At 74.7% G+C, this 20,211-nt stretch carries 17 protein-coding genes; 15 read left to right on the top strand and 2 right to left on the bottom strand.

Features of this window, described 5'->3' with window-relative positions; translation table 11 throughout:
• Positions 1-153: 153 nt before the first annotated feature.
• The 6 genes from ACFC0G_RS38540 (at position 154) to ACFC0G_RS38565 (ending at position 7,823) form a co-directional block, all read left to right on the top strand.
• Positions 154-696, top strand: coding sequence for an HPP family protein (locus ACFC0G_RS38540; protein WP_376413347.1), 543 nt, complete (start codon positions 154-156; stop codon positions 694-696).
• Between the two features lie 73 nt (positions 697-769).
• A complete protein-coding gene (locus tag ACFC0G_RS38545) occupies positions 770-1,681 on the top strand; it encodes a sulfurtransferase (protein WP_376413349.1) in 912 nt (303 codons plus the stop codon).
• Positions 1,674-2,144, top strand: a complete 471-nt coding sequence (locus tag ACFC0G_RS38550) for a cupin domain-containing protein (protein WP_376413351.1) — start codon at positions 1,674-1,676, stop codon at positions 2,142-2,144. The genes ACFC0G_RS38545 and ACFC0G_RS38550 overlap by 8 nt, the downstream gene beginning before the upstream one ends.
• Before the next feature lie 128 nt (positions 2,145-2,272).
• On the top strand, positions 2,273-2,746 hold the full coding sequence (locus ACFC0G_RS38555; protein ID WP_376413353.1) for a cobalamin B12-binding domain-containing protein: 474 nt from the start codon (positions 2,273-2,275) through the stop codon (positions 2,744-2,746).
• Positions 2,743-6,030, top strand: a complete 3,288-nt coding sequence (locus ACFC0G_RS38560) for an FAD/NAD(P)-binding protein (RefSeq protein ID WP_376413355.1) — start codon at positions 2,743-2,745, stop codon at positions 6,028-6,030. The genes ACFC0G_RS38555 and ACFC0G_RS38560 overlap by 4 nt, the downstream gene beginning before the upstream one ends.
• 65 nt (positions 6,031-6,095) lie before the next feature.
• A complete protein-coding gene (locus ACFC0G_RS38565; protein ID WP_376413356.1) occupies positions 6,096-7,823 on the top strand; it encodes an acyl-CoA synthetase in 1,728 nt (575 codons plus the stop codon).
• Positions 7,824-8,033: 210 nt separating this feature from the next.
• On the opposite strand, the gene ACFC0G_RS38570 is transcribed toward ACFC0G_RS38565, so the two are convergent.
• On the bottom strand, positions 8,034-8,612 hold the full coding sequence (locus ACFC0G_RS38570; RefSeq protein WP_376413357.1) for a TetR/AcrR family transcriptional regulator: 579 nt from the start codon (positions 8,610-8,612) through the stop codon (positions 8,034-8,036).
• A gap of 154 nt (positions 8,613-8,766) precedes the next feature.
• Here ACFC0G_RS38570 and ACFC0G_RS38575 point away from each other — a divergent pair, with 154 nt between their 5' ends.
• Positions 8,767-9,315, top strand: a complete 549-nt coding sequence (locus ACFC0G_RS38575; protein WP_376413359.1) for a carboxymuconolactone decarboxylase family protein — start codon at positions 8,767-8,769, stop codon at positions 9,313-9,315.
• Between the two features lie 150 nt (positions 9,316-9,465).
• Positions 9,466-10,494: a LysR family transcriptional regulator gene (locus tag ACFC0G_RS38580; RefSeq protein WP_376413361.1), complete on the top strand. Its 1,029-nt coding sequence runs from the start codon at positions 9,466-9,468 to the stop codon at positions 10,492-10,494.
• Positions 10,495-10,671: 177 nt separating this feature from the next.
• On the opposite strand, the gene ACFC0G_RS38585 is transcribed toward ACFC0G_RS38580, so the two are convergent.
• Positions 10,672-11,763: an Lrp/AsnC family transcriptional regulator gene (locus tag ACFC0G_RS38585; protein ID WP_376413363.1), complete on the bottom strand. Its 1,092-nt coding sequence runs from the start codon at positions 11,761-11,763 to the stop codon at positions 10,672-10,674.
• Positions 11,764-11,826: 63 nt separating this feature from the next.
• On the opposite strand from ACFC0G_RS38585, the gene ACFC0G_RS38590 reads away from it, so the two are divergent.
• The 7 genes from ACFC0G_RS38590 (at position 11,827) to ACFC0G_RS38620 (ending at position 20,179) form a co-directional block, all read left to right on the top strand.
• Positions 11,827-13,110: an MFS transporter gene (locus ACFC0G_RS38590; RefSeq protein ID WP_376413365.1), complete on the top strand. Its 1,284-nt coding sequence runs from the start codon at positions 11,827-11,829 to the stop codon at positions 13,108-13,110.
• Complete coding sequence (locus tag ACFC0G_RS38595; RefSeq protein WP_376413367.1) at positions 13,107-14,417, top strand: amidohydrolase; 1,311 nt, start codon at positions 13,107-13,109, stop codon at positions 14,415-14,417. The genes ACFC0G_RS38590 and ACFC0G_RS38595 overlap by 4 nt, the downstream gene beginning before the upstream one ends.
• The gene (locus ACFC0G_RS38600; protein WP_376413369.1) at positions 14,410-16,077 is read left to right on the top strand and encodes an amidohydrolase; all 1,668 of its coding nucleotides are present in this window, start codon (positions 14,410-14,412) and stop codon (positions 16,075-16,077) included. The genes ACFC0G_RS38595 and ACFC0G_RS38600 overlap by 8 nt, the downstream gene beginning before the upstream one ends.
• Positions 16,078-16,159: 82 nt before the next feature.
• A complete protein-coding gene (locus tag ACFC0G_RS38605; protein WP_376413371.1) occupies positions 16,160-16,753 on the top strand; it encodes a TetR family transcriptional regulator in 594 nt (197 codons plus the stop codon).
• Positions 16,754-16,878: 125 nt separating this feature from the next.
• Positions 16,879-17,643, top strand: a complete 765-nt coding sequence (locus ACFC0G_RS38610; protein WP_376413373.1) for a DJ-1/PfpI family protein — start codon at positions 16,879-16,881, stop codon at positions 17,641-17,643.
• A gap of 355 nt (positions 17,644-17,998) precedes the next feature.
• On the top strand, positions 17,999-19,828 hold the full coding sequence (locus ACFC0G_RS38615) for an APC family permease (RefSeq protein ID WP_376413375.1): 1,830 nt from the start codon (positions 17,999-18,001) through the stop codon (positions 19,826-19,828).
• A 144-nt stretch (positions 19,829-19,972) separates the two neighbouring features.
• Complete coding sequence (locus ACFC0G_RS38620) at positions 19,973-20,179, top strand: cold-shock protein (RefSeq protein WP_376413377.1); 207 nt, start codon at positions 19,973-19,975, stop codon at positions 20,177-20,179.
• Positions 20,180-20,211: the final 32 nt, after the last annotated feature.

The following is a 20,211-nucleotide window of genomic DNA, read 5'->3' on the forward strand; positions in this document are numbered from 1 at the left end:
CCGCCCTTCCTATACCCCCCGGCCCCCCCCCGCTTACCGGCGTGGTCCCCACCCCCCCCCGCTCACCCCCCCACTCTGCCCCCGCCGGGGGGGGGCCGCGGCGGGGGCGCCCCCCCGGCCCGCCCCGCCCAGCCCCGCCAAGGAGAGAACACCGTGAGCAATCAGACCCAGACCCCCGCGGGCGGCGCGGCGGCCCCGCCCGCGCGCAGCCGCTGGGCGGGCGGCGCCCCGCCCTTCCCCGGTGCCCGCCCGGCGGCCCTCGGCACCCTCGCCACCGTCGTGTCGCTGGCGATCCTCGTGGCCCTCGGCGAGGCCACCGGACACCTCCTGATGATCGCCCCGCTCGCGGCCACCGCGATGATCATCTGCAGCACGCCCGCCCTGCCCCCGGCCCAGCCCCGCGGCGTGGTCCTCGGGCAGCTCGGCTCCGGCGTCCTCGGCCTCGTCGCCGTCGCCGTGTTCGGCCACTCCCTCTGGGTGGCCGCCGTGGCCGCCGGTCTCAGCGTCGCCGTCATGCTCCTCCTCCGCGCCGTCCACGCCCCGGCCGCCGCCACCGCCGTCCTCGCCGTCCTCCAGGACCCGGCGCCCGTCCGCTTCCTCGTCCTGCTCGCCGTCGGCAGCGTCGTCCTCGTCCTCGTGGGCCTGATCGCCTCCCGGCTCGGCGTCATCGGCAAGTACCCGTCGTACTGGTGGTGACGGCCGTCCACCGGCCGTGAACCCCATCCCGTCCCCCACGCACCTCCGCATACCGACCCTCAACGGAGCGCACGTGAACCGAGACAGACTGCTCGTCAGCTGCGAGCAGATCATGGAACAGCTGCGGAACCCCGCGGCCCGTGACGAGGGCACCGTCCTCGTCGAGATCACCGACGGCGGCAGCACGGCGGGCCGGATCCCCGGCTCCGTCCGCCTCGACTGGACCGGCGACCTCCAGGACCCCGTGCGCCGGGACGTCATCGGCCCCGAGGCCTTCGCCGAACTCCTGGCCCGGCACGGGATATCCGCCGACCACACCGTCGTCTTCCTCAGCGGCAACAACAACTGGTGGGCCGCCGCCGGATACTGGCAGTTCCGGCTCTACGGCCACCGGGAGCTGCGCGTCCTCGACGGCGGACGGCTCCGCTGGGAGGCGCTCGGCGGCCCCCTCACCGGCGAGGCGCCGGAGCGGCCCCCGGTCGCGTACCCCGTACCGTCCCTCGACGAGACGATCCGGGCCCGCCGCGAGGACATGCTCGACCACATCGGCCGGCACCAACTCCTCGACGTGCGCTCCCTGGAGGAGTACCTCGGGCAGAGCAACACCCCGCCCGGCGTCCCGGAGGACCTCGGCGTGCGGTGCGGCCACGCCCTCTCCGCCGACCACATCCCCTGGCACACCGCCGTCCGCCCCGACGGCACCTTCCGCGACCAGGAGGAGCTCGCCCGCGCCTACGCGGCCGTCCGCACCGACGCCCCGACCGTCGTCTACTGTCGCGTCGGCTGGCGCTCCGCCCACAGCTGGTTCGTCCTGCGGGAGCTCCTCGGACTCCCCGACATCCGCAACTACGACGGCGCGTGGCGGGAGTTCGGCTCCCTCATCGGCGCCCCCATCGTCAACGGCCCCCAGCCCTGGGGAGCCGACGGCATCCCGTCGATCGTCGCCCAGCGCGGCGCCGCCTCGGAGGTCCGCGCCCATGCCTGACGTCACCGTCATCCGCGACGTGCTCCGCAACGGCTTCGACCAGACCGACCTGGCCTGGGTGCCGTGGTCCGAACCCGGCCGCGTCGGCGTCGAGTACGTCGTCCTCTGGGGCCCGGACCCCGCCGAGGACGAGGACTCCGCCTCCCTGCTGCTGCGCTTCCCGCCCGGCGCGCACGGCGACTTCCACGAGCACCTGGGCCACGAGCTGATGCTCGTCCTCGACGGCACCCTCGACCACAGTGACGGGCGCCGGTTCCACCGCGGCGACCTCATCGTCGAGGAACCCGGCACCCGGCACCAGATGTCCAGCGCCGACGGCTGCACCGTCCTCGCCGTCCGCGCCCGCCCCGCCGCCTCCCGTACGCCCGAGGCCGGCGAGATCACCACCGGCGTCGGCGCCGGAGCCACCACCGGCGTCGCCGGAGCCACCACCGGCGTCGCCGCCGGGGTCCCCTCCGCCTGACCCACCAGGACGTCCGCGAGGCCACCGGGCTCCCCCCAGGGGGCGTCCGGCGGCCTCGCCTTGCACCCACAGCCCTCCGTGTCACCGCTCCCTGCCTTCGTGCTGCCCCGACCTACCGGAGAGACGCCATGACCCCGTCCGTACGGCCCCATTCCTTGCGCAGCCCCGAGCCCTCCCGCCGGGTCCTGCTCACCACCGGTTCCTCCGACGCCCACACCTGGAACCTCGTCCACCTCCAGCTCTTCCTGGAGGAGCACGGCCACTCGGTGCTCAACCTGGGCCCCTGCGTCCCCGAGGAACTCCTCGTCGACACCGCCCGCATGACCCGCCCCGACCTCGTCGTCCTCTCCTCCGTCAACGGCCACGGCCACCAGGACGGGCTGCGCGCCGCCCGCGCCCTGCGCGAGGACCGCGCCACCCGGTCCGTCCCGATGGTCATCGGCGGGCTCCTCGGCATATCCCCGGAGGGCGCCGCCACCCGTACCGCCGAACTCCTCGACGCCGGATTCGACGAGGTGTACGCGGACGGGACCCCGCCCACCGCACTGCTGCGCCGCCTCGGAGAGCTCGGCGGGGCGTGTACCGGGCGGGCCGCGGCTTGACGACCACCGTCCCGCCCGCGCCCCAGCCTCCGCTTCCCCCCGGTGATCTCGGCGCCTTCGTCCGGGAGTCGGCCGAGGCCGGTGCCCTCGTCGTCCAGCCCCGGATGGGCATGGTCGCGGCAGAGGAGATGGCCGGCGGAGTCGCCGCCGTCGCCGCGCTGCCCCTGCGGACCGTCGCCACCCTCACCATCGACAGCTACACCCGCGTCGGCGACCACGCCGCCGCCACCGCCGCCCTCCGCGCAGGCCGGCCCCTCAACGGATTCCCACTGGTCAGCCACGGTCCGAAGACCACCGCACGCGTCGCGGCCGCGGCCGGACGCGGCACACCCGTCCAGGTCCGGCACGGCTCCGCCGACCCGATGGCCATCTTCCGCACCATGGTCGCCGCCGGGCTCGCCGCCTCCGAGGGCGGCCCCGTCTCGTACTGCCTGCCCTACGGCCGTACCCCGCTCGCCGAATCCGTCGCCGCCTGGCGCGACTCCGTCCAGTTCCTGACGGAGGAGAGCCGCGCGCACGGCCGCCGGGCCCATCTCGAATCCTTCGGCGGCTGCCTCCTCGGCCAGCTCTGCCCGCCCTCGCTGCTCGTCGCCGTCTCGGTCCTGGAGTGCCTCTTCTTCGTGGCCAACGGAGCGACCAGCGTCTCCCTCAGCTACGCCCAGCAGACCCATCCCGCCCAGGACGCGGGGGCGCTCACCGCGCTGCGGCTGCTCGCCGACGAGTTCCTGCCGCCGGCCGTCGACCGCCACATCGTGCTCTACACGTACATGGGGGTCTATCCCAAGACCGTGCCCGGCGCCCGGCTGCTGCTGCGCCGCAGCGCCGAACTCGCCGTCCGGGGCGGCGCGCGGCGCCTCATCGTGAAGACCGAGACCGAGGCGCACCGGATCCCCACCGTCGCGGAGAACCTCACCGCCCTGAGGATCGCCGCCGACGCGGCCGGCGCCGCCCGGCGCACGCACGCCGCGTCCGGCGGTCCCGCCGCCGACACCGAGGAGGTCCTCGCCGAGGCCCGCACCCTGATCACCGCCGTCCTCGGGCTCTCCGACGACCTCGGCACCGCCCTGCTCAAGGCCTTCGACCGGGGCCTCCTCGACGTGCCGTACTGCCTGCACCCCGACAACCGCGGCGCCGCCCGGTCCACCGTCGCACCCGACGGCCGCCTCCAGTGGACCGACCTGGGCGCGCTGCCCCTGCTCACCACCAGCCGGAGGACCACACCGATGACCTCGCGTCAGCTCGCCGGCATGCTCGGCCGGGTCGCCCGGGAGCACGATCTGGCGGCCGGTACGAACCCGCCGCCGGAGCTCGCGTCCGCACCGCGCCCCGCCCCGGAGCCGCCGCCCGCCGAACCGCTGCGGATCGCGTTCGTCGGCATGGGCCCGCGCGGCCTCTCGGTCCTGGAGCGGCTCGCCGCGCGCTGCGCCGAGGAGCCCCCCGCGCGGCCGGTGGAGGTCTTCGCGATCGATCCGTACGAGGCGGGGGCCGGTCGGATCTGGCGCACGGACCAGTCGCCGCGGTTCCTGATGAACACCCCGGCCCAGGAGGTCACCATGTTCTCCGGGCCCGCAGACACGGGACCCCACCGGCCCGGCGCCGGACCCACCCTCGGCGAGTGGTGGGCGGAGGACGACCCGGCGGCCGCCGACCCGGACGGCTACGCGCCGCGCGCCGTCTACGGCCGGTACCTGACGTACGTCATGCGGTGCGTCGAGGAGTCCCTGCCGTCCACGCTCACCGTCCACCGCATTCCCGCCCGGGTCATCTGCGCGGACCGCTCGCGGGAAGGGGAGGAGGACGGGCCCGACGGCGCAGTGCACCGCCTGAGACTCGACCGCGGTGAAGTCCTCACCGTCGACCGGGTGTTGCTCGCCACCGGCCACCCCGACAACGAGCCCGACGAACAGCAGAGCGCCTGGCGGGCGTTCGCCCGCGAGTGCTCGACGCCCGCCCGCCCCGTCCGGTACGTCGCGGGCGGCACGGCCCACGAGATGCCGCTCGCCGACATCCCGGCGGGTGCGAGCGTCGGCATCCTCGGCATGGGACTCACCTTCTACGACATCCTCACCGAGCTCACCCAGGGGCGCGGCGGCACCTTCGCCGAGGGTGGGGACGGACTGCTCTACCTGCCCAGCGGCAAGGAGCCCCGGATCGTGGCGGGTTCACGCGGGGGCGTGCCCCTGCTCACCCGGGGCGCCAACCAGAAGGGCCCCGAATACCGCTATCAGGCGCGGCTGTTCACCTCCGAGCGCATGGCGGCCCTGCGTGCCGAGGGCGCGCCGCTCGACTTCGAGCGGTCCGTCCTGCCGTGGCTGCTCGCCGAGGTCAACCTCGTCCTCCTCGCCACCCGGGTCCGCCGCGTCCACGGGCCGGACACGGCGGCCGAGTTCACCGAGCGCGCGGTCGAGGGGGTCCTCGCCGACGGGCTCGATCCCCGGATCCTGGAGCGGCTCGCCGCCGGCTACCGGATCGACTCCCGGCCGCTCACCGGCCTCGACGCGCTCGCCCGCCCGTTCCGCGGCCGGCGGTTCGGCTCGCCGGCCGAGTTCCACAAGGTGCTCACCGAGTGGCTGCGCGCCGACCTGGCCGAGGCGCGGCAGGGGAACGCCGAAGGGCCGCTGAAGGCGGCGGCCGACGTGCTGCGCGACGTCCGGCAGACGGTCCGCTCCGTGGTCGACTTCGGCGGGCTCACCCCCGCGTCGCACCGCTGGTTCCTCGCCGAGTTCGGCCCGCTCGCGGCGATGGTGTCGACGGGCCCGCCGCCGGTGCGCTCGGAACAGTTCCTCGCCCTGCTCGCGGCCGGGATCCTCGAACCGGTGGGCCCCGGCGCCCGGTTCGAGGCCGATCCGGTGGAGGGGCGGTTCGCGGTGGAGTCCGACCAGGTCGAGAACTCCTGGGTGCCGCTGGACGTCGTCGTGGACGCCCGCGTGCCGAGCACGGACCTCGCGGCGGACCGGGACCCGCTGATCCGCGGGCTGATGGTGGACGGGGAGATCCGTACGTTCACCAACGCGCCCGCCGTGACGGAGGGAGACGAACAGGCCGAAGGAGACGGGGTGTTCGCCACCGGCGGGCTCGACTGCACCGCATCGCCCTACCACCCGGTGCGGGCGGACGGCTCGGTGGACACCAGCACGCACGTGCTCGGGATCCCCAGTGAGCACACCCGCTGGTTCACCCAGGTGGGCAGCGGCCGCCCCGGCCCCTGGGGCTCCTTCACCCGGGACGCCGACGAGATCGCGGGCGCGCTGCTCGCCACCGCGCGGCCTGGAGGCGCGCGGTGAGGGAAGCGGCGGAGGGGACGGCGAGGGGAACGGCGAGGGGAACGGCGAGGGGGGCGGGGAGAAGGATGGCCGGCGGGACGGCGAGTGGGACGGCGCGAGGGTCCCGTACGGCCGCTCACGAGGAGTACCGGGCGGCCCGGGACCTCCTCCTGAGGCTGCGCGGCGACCGGGAGGAGGCCTGTGCCGCCTTCCGGTGGCCCCGCGCCGAGCACTTCAACTGGGCCCTCGACTGGTTCGACGTCATCGCCGAGGGGAACGACCGGCCGGCCCTGGAACTCCTCGGCCGACCGGGACCCGACGGCCGGGTCCCGCTCGCCGACCGCGTCTCCTTCGCCGAACTCGCCGCACGCTCCGACGAGTTGGCGGTGAGTCTGCACGAGTCCGGGGTCGCGCGCGGCGACCGGGTCCTGATCCTGCTCGGCACCAGGGCCGAACTGTGGGAGACGCTCCTCGGCTGCATCAAGCTCGGCGCCGTCGTCGTCCCCGGCTACCAGGACCTGACCCGGGACGAGGCGGCCGACCGGATCACCCGGGGCGGCATCCGGCACGTCGTCTGCGCACCCGAACTCGTCCCGCTCCTCGCCGAGTTGCCGGTGCCCGGGGTACGGATGACGCCGGCCGCCGACCGGTCCGGGTGGCTCCCGTACCCCGACACGCGCGGGACGGGACGGCGCGCCTTCGTGCCCGACGGGCCCACCAGGGCCGCCGACCCGTCGTTCTGCTACTTCACCTCCGGCACGACCTCGCTGCCGAAGCTCGTGGAGCACAGCCACGCCGGATACGGCGTCGGGCACCTCTCCAGCCTGTACTGGAGCGGGCTGCGCCCCGGCGACCGGCACCTCAACCTCTCCGCGCCCGGCTGGGCCAAGCACTCCTGGTCCAGCTTCTTCGTGCCGTGGGCGGCCGAGGCCACGATCCTCGCGCCCCCGGACGGCGGCCTCCCCGCGGCGCTCCTGCCCCGGGTCCTCGCCGAGCACGGCGCCACCAGCTTCTGCGCGCCGCCCAGCGCCTGGCGGTCGATGCTGCCGTACGTGGCCGGGGGCCCGGGCGCGCCCCGGCTGCGGGAGGCGACGGCGGCGGGCGAGCCCCTGACGGCCGAGACGGCCGAGCGGATCGAGGCGGCCTGGGGCGTACGGGTGCGCGACGGCTACGGCCAGACCGAGGCGACCGCCCTCATCGGCCGGGCCCCCGACACCCCGGAGCCGCTCGCCCCGCTCGGGCACCCGCTCCCCGGCTACCGGATCGTGCTCCGGGACCCGGAGACGGGGGAGACGGGCGAAGCGGGCGAGGTGTGCGTGGATCTGACGGAACGTCCGCCCGGACTGATGCGCGGCTACGCCGACCTTCCCGAGCGTACGGCCGAGGCCTTCGCCGACGGCCTCTACCGCACCGGCGACCGGGGCGAGCGGTGCGCCGACGGCTCCGTCCGGCTGCTCGGCCGGATGGACGAGGTCTTCAAGTCGCACGGCCACCGGATCTCGCCGATGGAGATCGAGGCGGTGCTGCGCGGCCACCCGGAGGTGGCCGACGCGGCGGTGATCCCCTGCCCGGACCCGGCCGGCGGCCTGGCCCCGTACGCCGTGGTCGAACTCCGCGCGGTGCGGGGGGATTCCGTGCCGTCGGCCCGGGAGCCGGCCGGCACCCGGCACCGCCGGGTGGGCGCCGAGCTCCTGACCCTGGCCGCCGAGCGGCTCGCGCCCGTCTTCGTACCGCGCGGGGTGGACGTCGTCACCCGCCTGCCGCGCACCCGCTCGGGCAAGGTCCGCCGCGGCGAACTCACCCCAGGGGCCTGAGAGCCGAGGGCAGGGCCCGGCCCTGAGCGGCGAGCCGCCTGACACCTGAGGGCGCGAGCCCGGCCCCTGCGGGAGGACGCTGAGGGCTTGAGGGCGCGGGCCCGACCCGTGCGGCGGGATGCTGGGGACTTGCCGGCCGCGGGCTCGGCCCGGGTGGCGAGATGCCCGAGGCCCGAAGCCGCCGGGCCCGGGCCCTGTGGGCAAGGCCCCCTACGCCCCGACGGTCTCGCGTTCCGCCGTTCGCAGCAGCACCTCGGCCACGGTCCTGGCCCGCACCGCCGCCTCGGGTGTGCCCTCCCGTACGGCGGTCACGATGGCCCCGTCGCCAAGCAGGGCGAGCTGGCGGGCCAGGGACTCGTGGTCGAGGTAGCCGCCCTCGGTGAGGAGGCGGTCGAGGACCGCGATGACCTTCTCCTTGTGCTCGGCGGCCACGTGGTGTGCCGGGCTGTCGGGATCGGCCGTCTCGACCATCGTGTTGATGAAGGCGCAGCCGCGGAACTCGGCCGCGGCGAAGCGCTCCGCGAGCCCGTCGAAGAGCGCGAGCGGCAGCTCCTCGGGGGAGCGCTCGCTCACCGCGATCCGGCCGTCGAGCCAGGCGCGCCACATGCCGTCGCGGCGCCGCAGCACCTCGACGACGACATCGTCCTTGCTGGGGAAATGCCGGTAGAAGGAGGCGCGGCCGACTCCGGACTCGGACAGGATCCGCTCGATGCCGACGGCCCGGATCCCCTCTTCGTAGAACAGGCGCTCCGCCGCACCGAGGAGCCGTTCTTTAGCGTTCGTGGCCATACCAGACGGTACCACTCAGTGCCGTATGGGTGAGGGCTCAACAGTCCGGGTTCCGGGGCGGAGTGGAGCCCTCCCGTTGCGCCAGACGGAACCGATCGGTACCGTCTTGATGGTACCGATCAGTTCCGTCTTGGTTCGGCTCAAGGAGAGCTCCATGCCCCGCCTGCCCCAACTGACCGTCGAGACCGCCAACGAGGAGCAGCGCGAGCTGCTCGAAGGCACCCTCAAGCAGCTCGGCAAGCTGCCCAACCTCTACGCCTCCCTCGCCAACGGGCCCGCCGCGCTCCGCGGTTACCTCGCCATGCGCGAGGCCCTCGTCGGCGGCAGCTTCAGCGCCCGGCAGCGGGAGCAGCTCGCGCTCTTCATCGCGCAGCGCAACGACTGCACGTACTGCGTCTCCGCGCACACCCTGCGCGGCGGCAAGGTCGGCCTGAGCGAGCAGGAACTGCTCGACACCCGCCGCGGCGGCGACGCCGGCGACCCGCACATGGACCAGGTGCTCCGGTTCACCGGCGCCGTCATGGCCACCGCCGGCCGCGTCACCGACGAGGATCTCGCCGACGCGCGCGCCGCCGGTGTGACCGACGCCGAGATCTCCGAGATCGTCGGCCACGTCGCGCTCAACGTGCTGTCCAACTTCTTCAATCACGTAGCGCAGCCGGACTTGGACTTTCCGTTGGTCCCGGCCCACCTCGCCGAGTAGAGTCTTCGCGGCCGAGCAGGGGTGCCGGGCGCGTGGTGCGTCCGCGCACCCCTGCGGCTTGTGTGACAACCGACTGGGGCGATCGAAGCGGGTGGACGACCAGCCACCCGGTGCGAGGAACTGCCGCCTGCGCGGCAGGGGGGAATTCACGTGGACATCGACGCAAGAACCCTTCGGACCTTCCGCGAGGTGACCCTGACCGGGTCATTCACCCAGGCGGCGCGCCGCCTCGGGTACTCGCAGTCCAGCGTCACGGCACAGATGCGTGCGCTGGAGAGGCAGGTCGGCGAGCCCGTCTTCGAGCGGCTGCCCAGCGGCGTCCGGCTCACCCGGGCCGGCACCGTCCTGTGCGAGTACGCACGTCAGATCCTCACCCTCGTCGGCGAGATGGAGACCGCCCTGCGCCGGCCGGCGGCCAACCCGCCACGCATGACCATCGGGATCGTCCCGGCGCTGGCGTACGGACAGCAGCTCGCCCGGGTCACCCACATCGGGCGGCGACTCCTCTCCGGCGTCCAACTCGCCCTGCGCGTCATGGGAACGGCCGAGGTCCACGACGCCTTCCGGGCAGGCGCGATCGACGGCGCCCTGGTCCTCACCGTCGTCGACGCGGACGACCCGGCCGGGTTCTTATCCGACCAGGCCCCCATCGAGCGCACCGACGACCTCATCGAAGTACGCCTCCAGGAAGTGGAGTTCGTGGCCGTCGCGGGCGTCCGCCACCGACGCGGCGGCCTCGGCCGCCAGGTCGTCATCGCCGACCCCGACTGTCCCTCCCAGCGCTGGCTCCCCGAGTTCCTCCGACTGCGCTGCGACAGCCCGCCCGAGATCCACGAACTCGGCTCCATGGCGGGCGTCCGCGCCGCCACCCAGTCGGGCCTCGGCTGCGCGATGCTCCCCATGGCCCTCGCCGCCTCCCCGCAGGAGGCCGGCGGTCTGCGCCCGCTCCCCGGCGTGCCCCGCATGCGCTGGAACGCCTCCCTCGTCCTCGGTCGCGCCGACACCCGGCCCGCGCTCGACTGGCAGAACCTGACGGAGACCCTCCGCCAGGCCACCGCCCTCGCCGGCGCCGTCGACCCGGAGGAGCCCGGCCCGCCGCCCTCCGGCGTCACCGTCCTCGGCGAGCAGACCGACGCCCTGGACCTGGGCCTGGACCCGGACCCGCGCATCGCTTCCTGATCCTGATCCTGGTCCTTGACCCCGTGGCCTGACCGGCCCCGAGGCCCTTCCCCACCGGTGCCGTCCGCGCACCGCCTTCCGACCGGTGCCACGGCGCGCCGCCGTCTCCCCCCGGCCCCACCCCCGACCGGGTCCACAGGGAGCGACGGAGCGCCGTGGCACCTCCCTTCCCCCGCCTCAGTGCGCGGGCAGCCCCAGCGGGACCCGGCCCGCCGCCCGCCCCTGCTCGTCGAGCAGCCAGCCCATGCGCTTGGGGGAGTGCAGCGCCACCGTCCGGTCCTGCGCCTGAAGCATCGGGAACCGCTCCGCGAGCAGCGCCTCGAAGGGGTCCACGGCGCCGAGGCCGTGCAGCCAGACCAGGACGAGGAGGTTGTACGGCCCGCTCACCGACACGCACATCCGCACCTGTTCGAGCCGGGCCAGCGCGTTCCCCGTCTGCTCGAGGAGGGCGTGCGGCACCGACGTCCGGTAGACCACCATCGTGGACAGGCCCGCCAGCGGGTGCGCCAGATCGCAGCGCAGCGAGATGTCCCCGTCGCGGATCATCCGCTGGAGCCTGCGCCGCGCCGTGTGCTCGCTCATGCCCGTCCGCGCGCCGAGCTCCGCGTACCCCAGCCGCCCGTCACCGCCGAGCGCGCCGACGAGCGCCTGGTCCTGCGGCGCCGGCCGCTCGTGGAGGTGCGTGCTGTACGAGCGGGGGTGCGGGCCGTGCGGCCCGCCGAGACCGGCCCGCTCCGCCGGGTTCATCGCCCGCATCCGCCAGTCGCGCCCCTCGCCGTACAGCGTGATGCCCAGCCTCGTCCGGGTCTCGCGCACCCCGCGCAGGCCACCGATCCCCCGGTGCACCGCGCGCCCCAGCGACGGCAGGTCGGGGGCGGCGACGGAGAGGAAGAGGTCGAAGTCCCCGGCCGTCTCGTCGACGCTGAACACCCACGGCAGCGCCGTCACCGCGGCGCTCACCCGGTCGAAGGCGCGGGGCCGGCACCGCACCTCGACGTAGGCGACCGTCGCCGTCTTCGCCGCGTCGTACGCGGTGACCCAGGCGAGGCCGCCGGCCCGGAGCCGTTCGAAGCGGCGGGCCGCCGTCGTCGCGTCCACGCCGAGTGCCCGTCCGATCCGGGTCCACGGGGCGCGCGGGGCGGCCTGGAGCGCGTCGACCAGCGCGAGATCCAGCTCGGAGAATCCCATGGCGGGACCCTCGACGAGGGAATCCGGCGCGAGGGCATCTGCGGTGAGGCTTTCCGGCAGTTCTCGGGGGTTCGCGCTCATGGACCGGATCGTAGGGGCACTTCCGGCCGACCACCAGTTTCGGCCACCGGTGAGAGGAGTACCGTGCCTGCTCCGACCCTGCCCGACCTGCCCGCCCCCTCGGCGGCGCCGCCCGCCCACCGCAGAACCGTCCGGATCACGGTCGTCCTGCTCTTCGCGGCCTGGCTGGTCGACTACGCCGACCGGCTCGTGATCAACCTCGTGCTGCCGTCCATCGGCGCGGAGTTCGACATCGACCGGACCCAGCAGGGGCTCGTCGTCTCCGCCTTCTTCCTCGCCTACGCGCTCTGTCAGATCCCCGGCGGCATGCTCGCCGACCGGTTCGGCGGCCGGCGGGTGACCCTCTGGGCCCTGCTGTCCTGGTCGGTCTTCACCGCCCTCACCGGCTTCGCCTGGTCCTTCGCCGTGCTGCTCGCCCTGCGCTTCGCCTTCGGCGCGGCCGAGGGCATCTTCCCGCCCGCCGCCATGAAGGTCCTGGTGGAGCGCACCCGACCGGAGGAGCGCATGGGCGCCAACGGCGCGGTGATGAGCTCCAACGCCCTCGCCGCCGTCATCACCCCGCTCACCGTCGCCCCGCTCGTCGCCGTCTTCGGCTGGCGCTCGGCCTTCTGGTCCACCGCCGCCCTCGGGCTCCTCGCCCTCGTCGCCGTACGCCTCTGGCTGCCCGCCCCACTGCCCCGCGCGGAGGGAGCCCCACCCGCGGAGGCCGCGGCCCGCCCCCCGCTCCGCGAGGTCCTGCGCAAGGGCGTCCTCTGGCGGTTCTCCCTCATGATGTTCGGCTACAGCACGATCGTCTGGGGCCTCAACACCTGGGTCCCCTCGTACCTCAGCGAGGAGCACGGGGTCTCCCTCACGGCGGCCGGAGCCCTCGTCGCCATCCCGGCGCTCGGGGCCGCCGCCGCCACCGTCATCGGCGGCCGGCTCTCCGACCGGCTCGGCGGCCACCACCGCAAGGTCATCGTCCCCGGCATGGCCGTCTCCGCCGTCGCCCTGCTCCTCATGGCGAGCACGCCGTCCCTCACCGGCTTCGTCGTCTTCGGCACCGTCGCCATCTTCGCCGCCTCCCTCGCCTACATGCCGATCTTCGCCGTCCCCATGGCCGGGCTCTCCCCGGAGTACGTGGGAGTGGGCGGCGCCGTGATCATCGTCGGCGGCCAGGTCGCCGGCATCATCGCCCCGCCCGTCATGGGCGCGCTCGCCGACGCCTTCTCCTTCCAGGTCGCCTTCGGCTTCCTCGTCCTCGGCGCGGTCGTCGCCGCCGTCATGGCGTGCCTGACCCCCCAGGACGCCCCCGCCTTCCGCGCCGCCGCGGACCGTACTCCGAGCCCCGCAAAGGAATCCGCATGACCACCGACCGCACCCTCACCGGCACGGCCACCGTCACCCCGCTCCTCTCCGGTCTCGACGAGCGGCTCCCCGGGCTCCTCGCCCTCTACGAGGACCTGCACGCCCATCCCGAACTCTCCTTCCAGGAGTTCCGTACGGCCGGAGTCGCCGCCGAGCGGCTGCGCGCCCAGGGCTGGGAGGTCACCGAGGGCGTCGGACGCACCGGAGTCGTCGGAGTCCTCGCCAACGGCCCCGGGCCCGTCGTCCTGCTCCGCGCCGACATGGACGCCCTGCCCGTCAAGGAGGAGACCGGCCTGCCGTACGCCTCCACCGCCACCGGCACCGACCCCGACGGCAACGAGGTGCCCGTCATGCACGCCTGCGGGCACGACATGCACGTCACCTGCCTCCTCGGCGCCACCGCGCAGCTCGCCGCCCACCGCGACACCTGGAGCGGCACCGTCGTCGCCGTCTTCCAGCCGGCCGAGGAGGTCGGCGGCGCGCCCGCGATGATCGAGGACGGTTTCCTCGACCGCTTCCCCCGCGCCGAGATCTGCCTCGGCCAGCACGTCGCCCCGGCACCGGTCGGTTTCCTCGGCACCCGGCCGGGACCGGTCATGGCCGCGTCCGACAGCCTCCGTGTGACCCTCTTCGGCCGCGGCGGCCACGGCTCCAGCCCCGAGACGGCCGTCGACCCGGTCGTGATGGCCGCCGCCGTCGTCATGCGCCTCCAGACCGTGGTCTCCCGGGAGATCGGCGCCTCGCAGACCGGGGTCGTCACCGTCGGCTCGCTGCACGCCGGGACGAAGGAGAACATCATCCCGGACACCGCCGAGCTGCGGATCAACATCCGCTCGACCACCCCGGCCGTACGGGACCGGATCCTCGCCGCCGTCACCCGCATCGTCCGCGCGGAGGCCGCCGCCTCGGGCGCCCCCAAGGAACCGGAGATCGTCCCCTTCAACTCCTTCCCGGTCACCGTCAACGACGGGCCCGCCACCGCCCTCGTCCAGTCCGCCCTGACCGAGGCCCTGGGCGAGGGGCGGGTCTTCACCCTTCCCCAGGTCATCACCGGCAGCGAGGACTTCGGCGTCTTCGGCACCGCGCTCGGAGTCCCCTCCGTCTTCTGGCACTTCGGCGGCGCCGACCCCGCCCTGTACGCGGGCGTCGACCCCGACTCCCTCCTGGAGAACGGCCTCCCCGACACCGTCCCCGCCAACCACTCGCCCCACTTCGCCCCCGTACCCGGGCCGACCATCCCCTTCGGCGTGACCGCACTGCTCGCGGCGGCCGCCCACTGGCTGGCGAAGGAGACCCCCGATGCCTGAGCCCGACACCACCCCCGACCTCGTGTTCACCGGCGGCCCCGTCCTCACCATGGACCCCGCCCGCCCCCGCGCCGAGGCCCTCGCCGTCCGCGACGGACGCATCACCGCCGTCGGCACCCGTGACGAGATCCTGCGCCTGTGCGGCCCGACGACCGAGGTCGTCGACCTCGCCGGCCGGGCCCTGCTGCCCGGCTTCGTCGAGGCCCACGGCCACCCGGTCATGGTCGCCCTCGCCGTCGCCCCGCCCGCCGTGGACGTCCGGCCGTTCACCGTGCCCACCGGCGCCGGGGTCCTCGACCGGATCCGGGCCGCCGTGGCCGCCGCCGCGCCCGGCGAACCGGTCTGCGCCTACGGCGTCGACCCGCTGCTCCAGCGCGACCTGACGCCCCCGACCCGGGCGGAGCTCGACGCGCTCCGCCCCGACGCCCCGCTCGTCGTCGTCGCGAACAGCGGCCACGCGGCCTGGGCCAACTCGGCCGCGCTGCGCGCCGCCGGCATCACCCGTGACACCCCCGACCCGGCGGGCGCCCGCTTCCTGCGCGACGAGCACGGCGAACCCACCGGCGAGGCCCACGAAGGAGGCGCAGTCGAGGCCCTGTTGTGGGTGGTGGCAGGGGACCGGCTGGCACCGGACCGGCTCGCCGCCGCACTCGACTGGGCCTACACCGAACACGCCCGCGTCGGCATCACCACCGTCGCCGACCTGGCCACCGAGCCCCGGCTCCTGCCCGCGCTGCGGGCCGCGGCCGAGCGCCCCGGCGCCGCCGTTCGCGTCCGCTCGTACCTCATCGGCACCCCCGAACTCGCCGCCGACCCGGACCGCCGCTTCCCCGGACACGCCCCCGCCGAGGAGCTGTTCGGCATCTCCGGGATGAAACTGTGGGCCGAGGGCACGGCCTGGGAGGGCACGGTCGCGACCAGCTTCCCCTACCTGGACAGCGCCGCCACCCGGGCGATGGGACCGGGCCGCTGCAACCACGCCCCCATGAACTACACCCCCGATCAACTCGCCGAACTCGCCGGGGCGTTCACCGCCCAGGGGTATCCGATGGCCTGCCACGTCCACGGCGACGTCACCTTCGAGGCGGTCCTCGACGCCTACGGCCGGGCCGCCGCGGCCGACCCCGAGGCCTTCCGCGCCCTGCGCCCCCGCATGGAGCACTGCGGCGCGGTCACCGCCGCGCAGTACCGCCGGGCCGCCGAACTCGGGGCCACCGTCAGCCTGTTCATGGATCACATCCGCTGGTGGGGAGACGTCCTCGCGGACGACCTCTTCGGCCAGGAGGTCGCCGACCGCTGGATGGCCGTCCGCTCGGCCTGGGACGCGGGCCACCGCGTCTCGCTCCACAACGACGGCGTGTGCTCCCCGACCGACCCGCTGGCCTCGGTCGCGACCGCCCTCACCCGCCGCACCCCCGCGAGCGGTCGCGTCCACGGCACGACGGAACGGCTCACGCTCGACGAGGCCCTGCTCGCCGTCACCGCCCATCCCGCCTGGCAGCTCCACCTCGACGACGAGATCGGCTCCCTGCGGCCGGGGCTCCGCGCCGACCTCACTGTCCTCGCCCGCGACCCGTACACGGTCGCGCCGGAACGCCTCCCGGAGGAGGCCGCGGTCACCGCGACCTACCTGGGCGGACGGCTCACCTGGGGCGTGTGACGGGAGGGCGCTCCGGCCCCGGCCGGGCGCCCGTCCCGCGCCGGACGGGCGGGTCCGTACCCATGGATACAGTGGGGCCACGATGACACGATTCCGCGAGAGCGTCCGGTCCCTGCTGCGCGAGCAGGTGCTCGACGCCGCCTACCGCCTCGTCGCCGCCGAGGGCTGGGGCGGGCTGCGCATGACCGCCATCGCGCGGGCCGCGGGGATCAGCCGCCAGACGCTCTACAACGAGTTCGGCTCGAAGGAGGCCATCGGCAAGGCCCTGGTCCAGCGCGAGCTGGAGGGCTTCCTGCTCGGCATCCAGCGCGAACTCGACGCCCACCGGGGCGACCTGGAAGCGGCGGCGGCCGCCGGGGTCGGCTACACGCTCCAACAGGCCCTGGACAACCCCCTGATCAAAGGCGTCCTGGTGGCCGCGCGGGGCGGCGAGGACGATCTCCTCGCCTATCTGACCACCCGCCCGGAGCCGGTCTTCGGGACGGCGATGACGATGCTCGACGCGTACGCGATCGAGGCCTGGCCCGACGTCGACGAGGAGTCGCGCGGCCTCGCGGTCGAGACGATCGTGCGGCTCACGGTCAGCCACATCGTCCAACCGGTGGCCTCCCCGGAGGAGTCGGCGCGGCGCATCGCCCGCATCACGGCGCGGACCGCGTACCCCGGCGGCCGCTGAGGCGTCGCCCGGCCGGGCGCGGGAACCGGGCGGCGGGGCCGTCCGACTGACTCAGCGGGACGGACCGCAGGGACCGACGGTCCGGATCGGCCGTCCCCGTCGTCCGTCCACGACCCGGGAGAGTCATGAACCGCCGCAATCTGCTCCGCGCCACCTCCGGCCTCGGTGCCGCGTCCGCCCTCGCGGGCGTCGCCGCGGGAACCGCCGAAGCCGCCGCGGGACCCGCGCCCACCGGAACCACCGCCGGAACCGCCGCCGGGGCCGCCCGCGCGGCCGGTCGCCCGTTACGCGTCCAGCTCGTCCTCTTCGACGGCGTCGAGGAGCTCGACTTCGCCGCGCCGTACGAGGTGCTCTCGGCCGCCGGATTCTTCGCCGACCGACCGGTGGAGGTCCGTTACGTCACCCCCTCCGGCCCGGGTACCGTCACCGCGGCCTACGGGACGAAGGTCCGCGTGGAGCACCCCTGGGCCCCGCACCGGGCCGATCTGCTCGTCGTCCCCGGCGGCGGCTACGCGCGCCGCGACAGCCCCGGGGTGTGGGCCGAGATCGACAAGGGAGTCCTGCCCCGTGCCCTCGCGGCGGCGGTCCGGCCGGGGCTCACGGTCAGCGCCCTGTGCACGGGCGTGATGCTCCTCGCGGCGGCCGGCCTCACCAAGGGCCGCCCCTGCACCACCCACCACAAGGCCCGGCCCGATCTGGAGCGGCAGGGCGGGATCCTGAAGGCCGCGCGGGTGGTCGACGACGGCGACCTGGTGACCGCCGGCGGCGTCACCTCCGGCCTGGAGCTCGCCCTCTGGCTGGTCCGGCGGGAGCTGGGCCCGGACGCGGCGAACAGCCTGGAGGCGATGCTCGAGTACGAGGCCCGCGGCACGGTCTGGTCCCGGGACTGAACGGCGGGGGAGGTGCAGTGATGTCGACGAGGCCCGGTGTCGGACACGGGGGATCTCCGGCACCGGGCCTCTGTTGAATATTCTACGAGATCGTCAAGGGTGGCCCGCACACCAGGGCCGCACCGGGACCACACCAGGGCCGCACCGGGACCACACCAGGGCCGCACCGGGACCACGCCAGGGCCGGCCCGGGACCACGCCGGGGCCGGCCCGGCTGCCCCGTACCCGCGTCAGGAACACGTAAGGACCCGGGGGCGCGGCGTCAAGACGGCGGGAAGGGGGGTCCCGGTTGCCGCGGAACGGCCACACGCTGAGCGGACCAGCAACGACGTCCGCCGCGTGGAGGAAAAGACACATGGCCGTCCTGACCACCGAGAACGGTGCCGCGCCCACCGCGGAGGACCCCCCGGATACCGGTGACCGACACAAGCTGACGGCCCTGACGGGGCTCGCCGCGCTCTCGCTCGACGCGATGGCCTCCGTCGCCTACGGCCCCGAGGCGATCGTCCTGGTCCTCGCGGCCGCCGGCGGCTACGGGCTCGGCTTCACCCTCCCCGTCACCCTCGCCATCGCCGGCCTGCTGGCCGTCCTCGTGGCCTCGTACCGGCAGGTCATCGCCGCCTTCCCGGACGGCGGCGGATCGTACGCGGTCGCCAAGGCGTACCTCGGCCGCCGCACCAGCCTGGTTGCCGCCGGCTCCCTGGTCCTGGACTACGTCCTGAACGTGGCCGTCGCCGTCACCGCCGGCGTCGCCGCCCTGACCTCCGCCTTCCCCGGCCTCCACGACGACCGGCTCGCGATCTGCCTCGGCGTCCTCGTCCTGATCACCGGCGTCAACCTGCGCGGGATCGTCGACTCCGCGCGGGCGTTCATCGCCCCCACCGCGGTGTTCATCGGCGCGATCATGATCCTGATCGTCGTCGGCCTCTTCCGTGACGCCCCGGTCTCCACGGCCGCGTCCGCCGGCCACGCCTCCGTGCTCGCCGACGACGCCACGACGGTCGGCGCCCTGCTCCTCCTGAAGGCCTTCGCCTCCGGCTGCTCCGCCCTCACCGGCGTCGAGGCCCTCGCCAACGCCGTCCCGTCGTTCCGCGCCCCCGCCGCCAAACGGGCGATGCGCGCGGAGGTCGCGCTCGGCGCGCTCCTCGGCGTGATGCTGATCGGCCTCTCCGTACTGATCTCCCGCTTCGGTCTCCGGCCGGTCGAGGGCGTCACCGTCCTCGCCCAGCTGGCCGACGCCTCCCTCGGGCACAACTGGGCCTTCTACGTCGTCCAGTTCGCCACCATGGTGCTCCTCGCGCTCTCCGCGAACACCTCCTTCGGCGGGCTGCCCGTCCTGCTGAAGCTGCTGGCCCGCGACGACTACCTGCCGCACGTCTTCGGCCTCAAGGCCGACCGCCAGGTCCACCGCCACGGCGTCGTCTGGCTCGCCGTCGTCTCCGCCGGTCTGCTGGTCTTCTCCGGCGGCGACACCAACACCCTCGTCCCGCTCTTCGCGATCGGCGTCTTCGTCGGCTTCACCCTCGCGCAGACCGGCATGGTCCTGCACTGGCGCGCGACCCGGCAGTGGGGCAGGGCCGCGCTCAACGGCCTCGGCGCCGTCCTCACCGGCGTCTCCGCGATCGTCGTCACCGCCACCAAGTTCCACGACGGGGCCTGGCTGATCGTGATCGCCCTCCCGGCCCTCGTCCTCGCCTTCGAGGCCGTCCACCGTGCCTACGGCAGGATCGGCGAGCGGCTCGGCGTCGGCCGCGTCCCCGAGCCGCCGCACCGCGCGCGCTCCCTCGTCCTGGTCCCGGTCTCGTCCCTGACCCGGCTCACCAGCGAGGCCCTGACCGCCGCGGTCTCCCTCGGGGACGAGGTCCGGGCGGTCACCGTCTGCCACCCGGACGCGGAGGACCGGGAGGCCACGGAGGCCCTGGAGCGCGACTGGGCCCTGTGGAACCCGGGCGTCCCCCTCGTCCGGCTCCCCTCCGAGCGCCGCACGCTCGGGCGCCCGATCACCGCGTACGTCCACGGACTCCGGAAGGCCGAGCCCGACACCCGGATCACCGTCCTGATCCCGGAGGCCGAACCGGAACGGCTGTGGCAGCGGCCCCTCCAGAACCGGCGCGGCGCCCTCGTCGCCCGGGCCGTCCGCCGGGACACCGATGCCGTCGTCTGCCGCCTCCGCTACACCGTGTAGAGCGCCGAGCGGAGCACGAGTAGGCGGCGCGCGGAGTACCGCGCGGACGCGTCCCGCGACGGGCGAAGCACGGGCGGACGGGGTAGATCTCCCCTGAGAGGCGCGTCTGAGAGGTACGTCGCCGGTGACGACAGGGAGGCCGCCGTGGAAGGCAGAAGCAAAGGGTTCGTCCACTCCTTCAACCGTCTCGGCGGGTACGGCTTCGTCGTCCCCGTGGGCTCCGAGGAACAGGTGTACTTCAGCGCGGCGGACATCGAGGGAGAGGCCCAGTCGCTCTCCGAGGGCCAGCAGGTCACCTTCGTGCTCGTCCTCGGCGACGGCCGCTTCGAGGCGAAGGAGCTGCGCCTCTGACCTGGCCCGCGACCGGAGGTGCGACAGGTCGC

This window comes from Streptomyces sp. NPDC056169, from assembly GCF_042268445.1.
In the GTDB taxonomy this organism is placed as follows: domain Bacteria; phylum Actinomycetota; class Actinomycetes; order Streptomycetales; family Streptomycetaceae; genus Streptomyces.

What these genes read in the sequence shown, in the direction of transcription:
- ACFC0G_RS38575 (WP_376413359.1), top strand. Translation starts at nt 8,767, where the DNA reads ATGCCCCGCCTGCCCCAACTGACCGTCGAGACCGCCAACGAGGAGCAG.
- ACFC0G_RS38570 (WP_376413357.1), bottom strand. Translation starts at nt 8,612, where the DNA reads ATGGCCACGAACGCTAAAGAACGGCTCCTCGGTGCGGCGGAGCGCCTG.
- ACFC0G_RS38600 (WP_376413369.1), top strand. Translation starts at nt 14,410, where the DNA reads ATGCCTGAGCCCGACACCACCCCCGACCTCGTGTTCACCGGCGGCCCC.
- ACFC0G_RS38585 (WP_376413363.1), bottom strand. Translation starts at nt 11,763, where the DNA reads ATGAGCGCGAACCCCCGAGAACTGCCGGAAAGCCTCACCGCAGATGCC.
- ACFC0G_RS38550 (WP_376413351.1), top strand. Translation starts at nt 1,674, where the DNA reads ATGCCTGACGTCACCGTCATCCGCGACGTGCTCCGCAACGGCTTCGAC.
- ACFC0G_RS38595 (WP_376413367.1), top strand. Translation starts at nt 13,107, where the DNA reads ATGACCACCGACCGCACCCTCACCGGCACGGCCACCGTCACCCCGCTC.
- ACFC0G_RS38615 (WP_376413375.1), top strand. Translation starts at nt 17,999, where the DNA reads ATGGCCGTCCTGACCACCGAGAACGGTGCCGCGCCCACCGCGGAGGAC.
- ACFC0G_RS38605 (WP_376413371.1), top strand. Translation starts at nt 16,160, where the DNA reads ATGACACGATTCCGCGAGAGCGTCCGGTCCCTGCTGCGCGAGCAGGTG.
- ACFC0G_RS38555 (WP_376413353.1), top strand. Translation starts at nt 2,273, where the DNA reads ATGACCCCGTCCGTACGGCCCCATTCCTTGCGCAGCCCCGAGCCCTCC.
- ACFC0G_RS38565 (WP_376413356.1), top strand. Translation starts at nt 6,096, where the DNA reads ATGGCCGGCGGGACGGCGAGTGGGACGGCGCGAGGGTCCCGTACGGCC.
- ACFC0G_RS38610 (WP_376413373.1), top strand. Translation starts at nt 16,879, where the DNA reads ATGAACCGCCGCAATCTGCTCCGCGCCACCTCCGGCCTCGGTGCCGCG.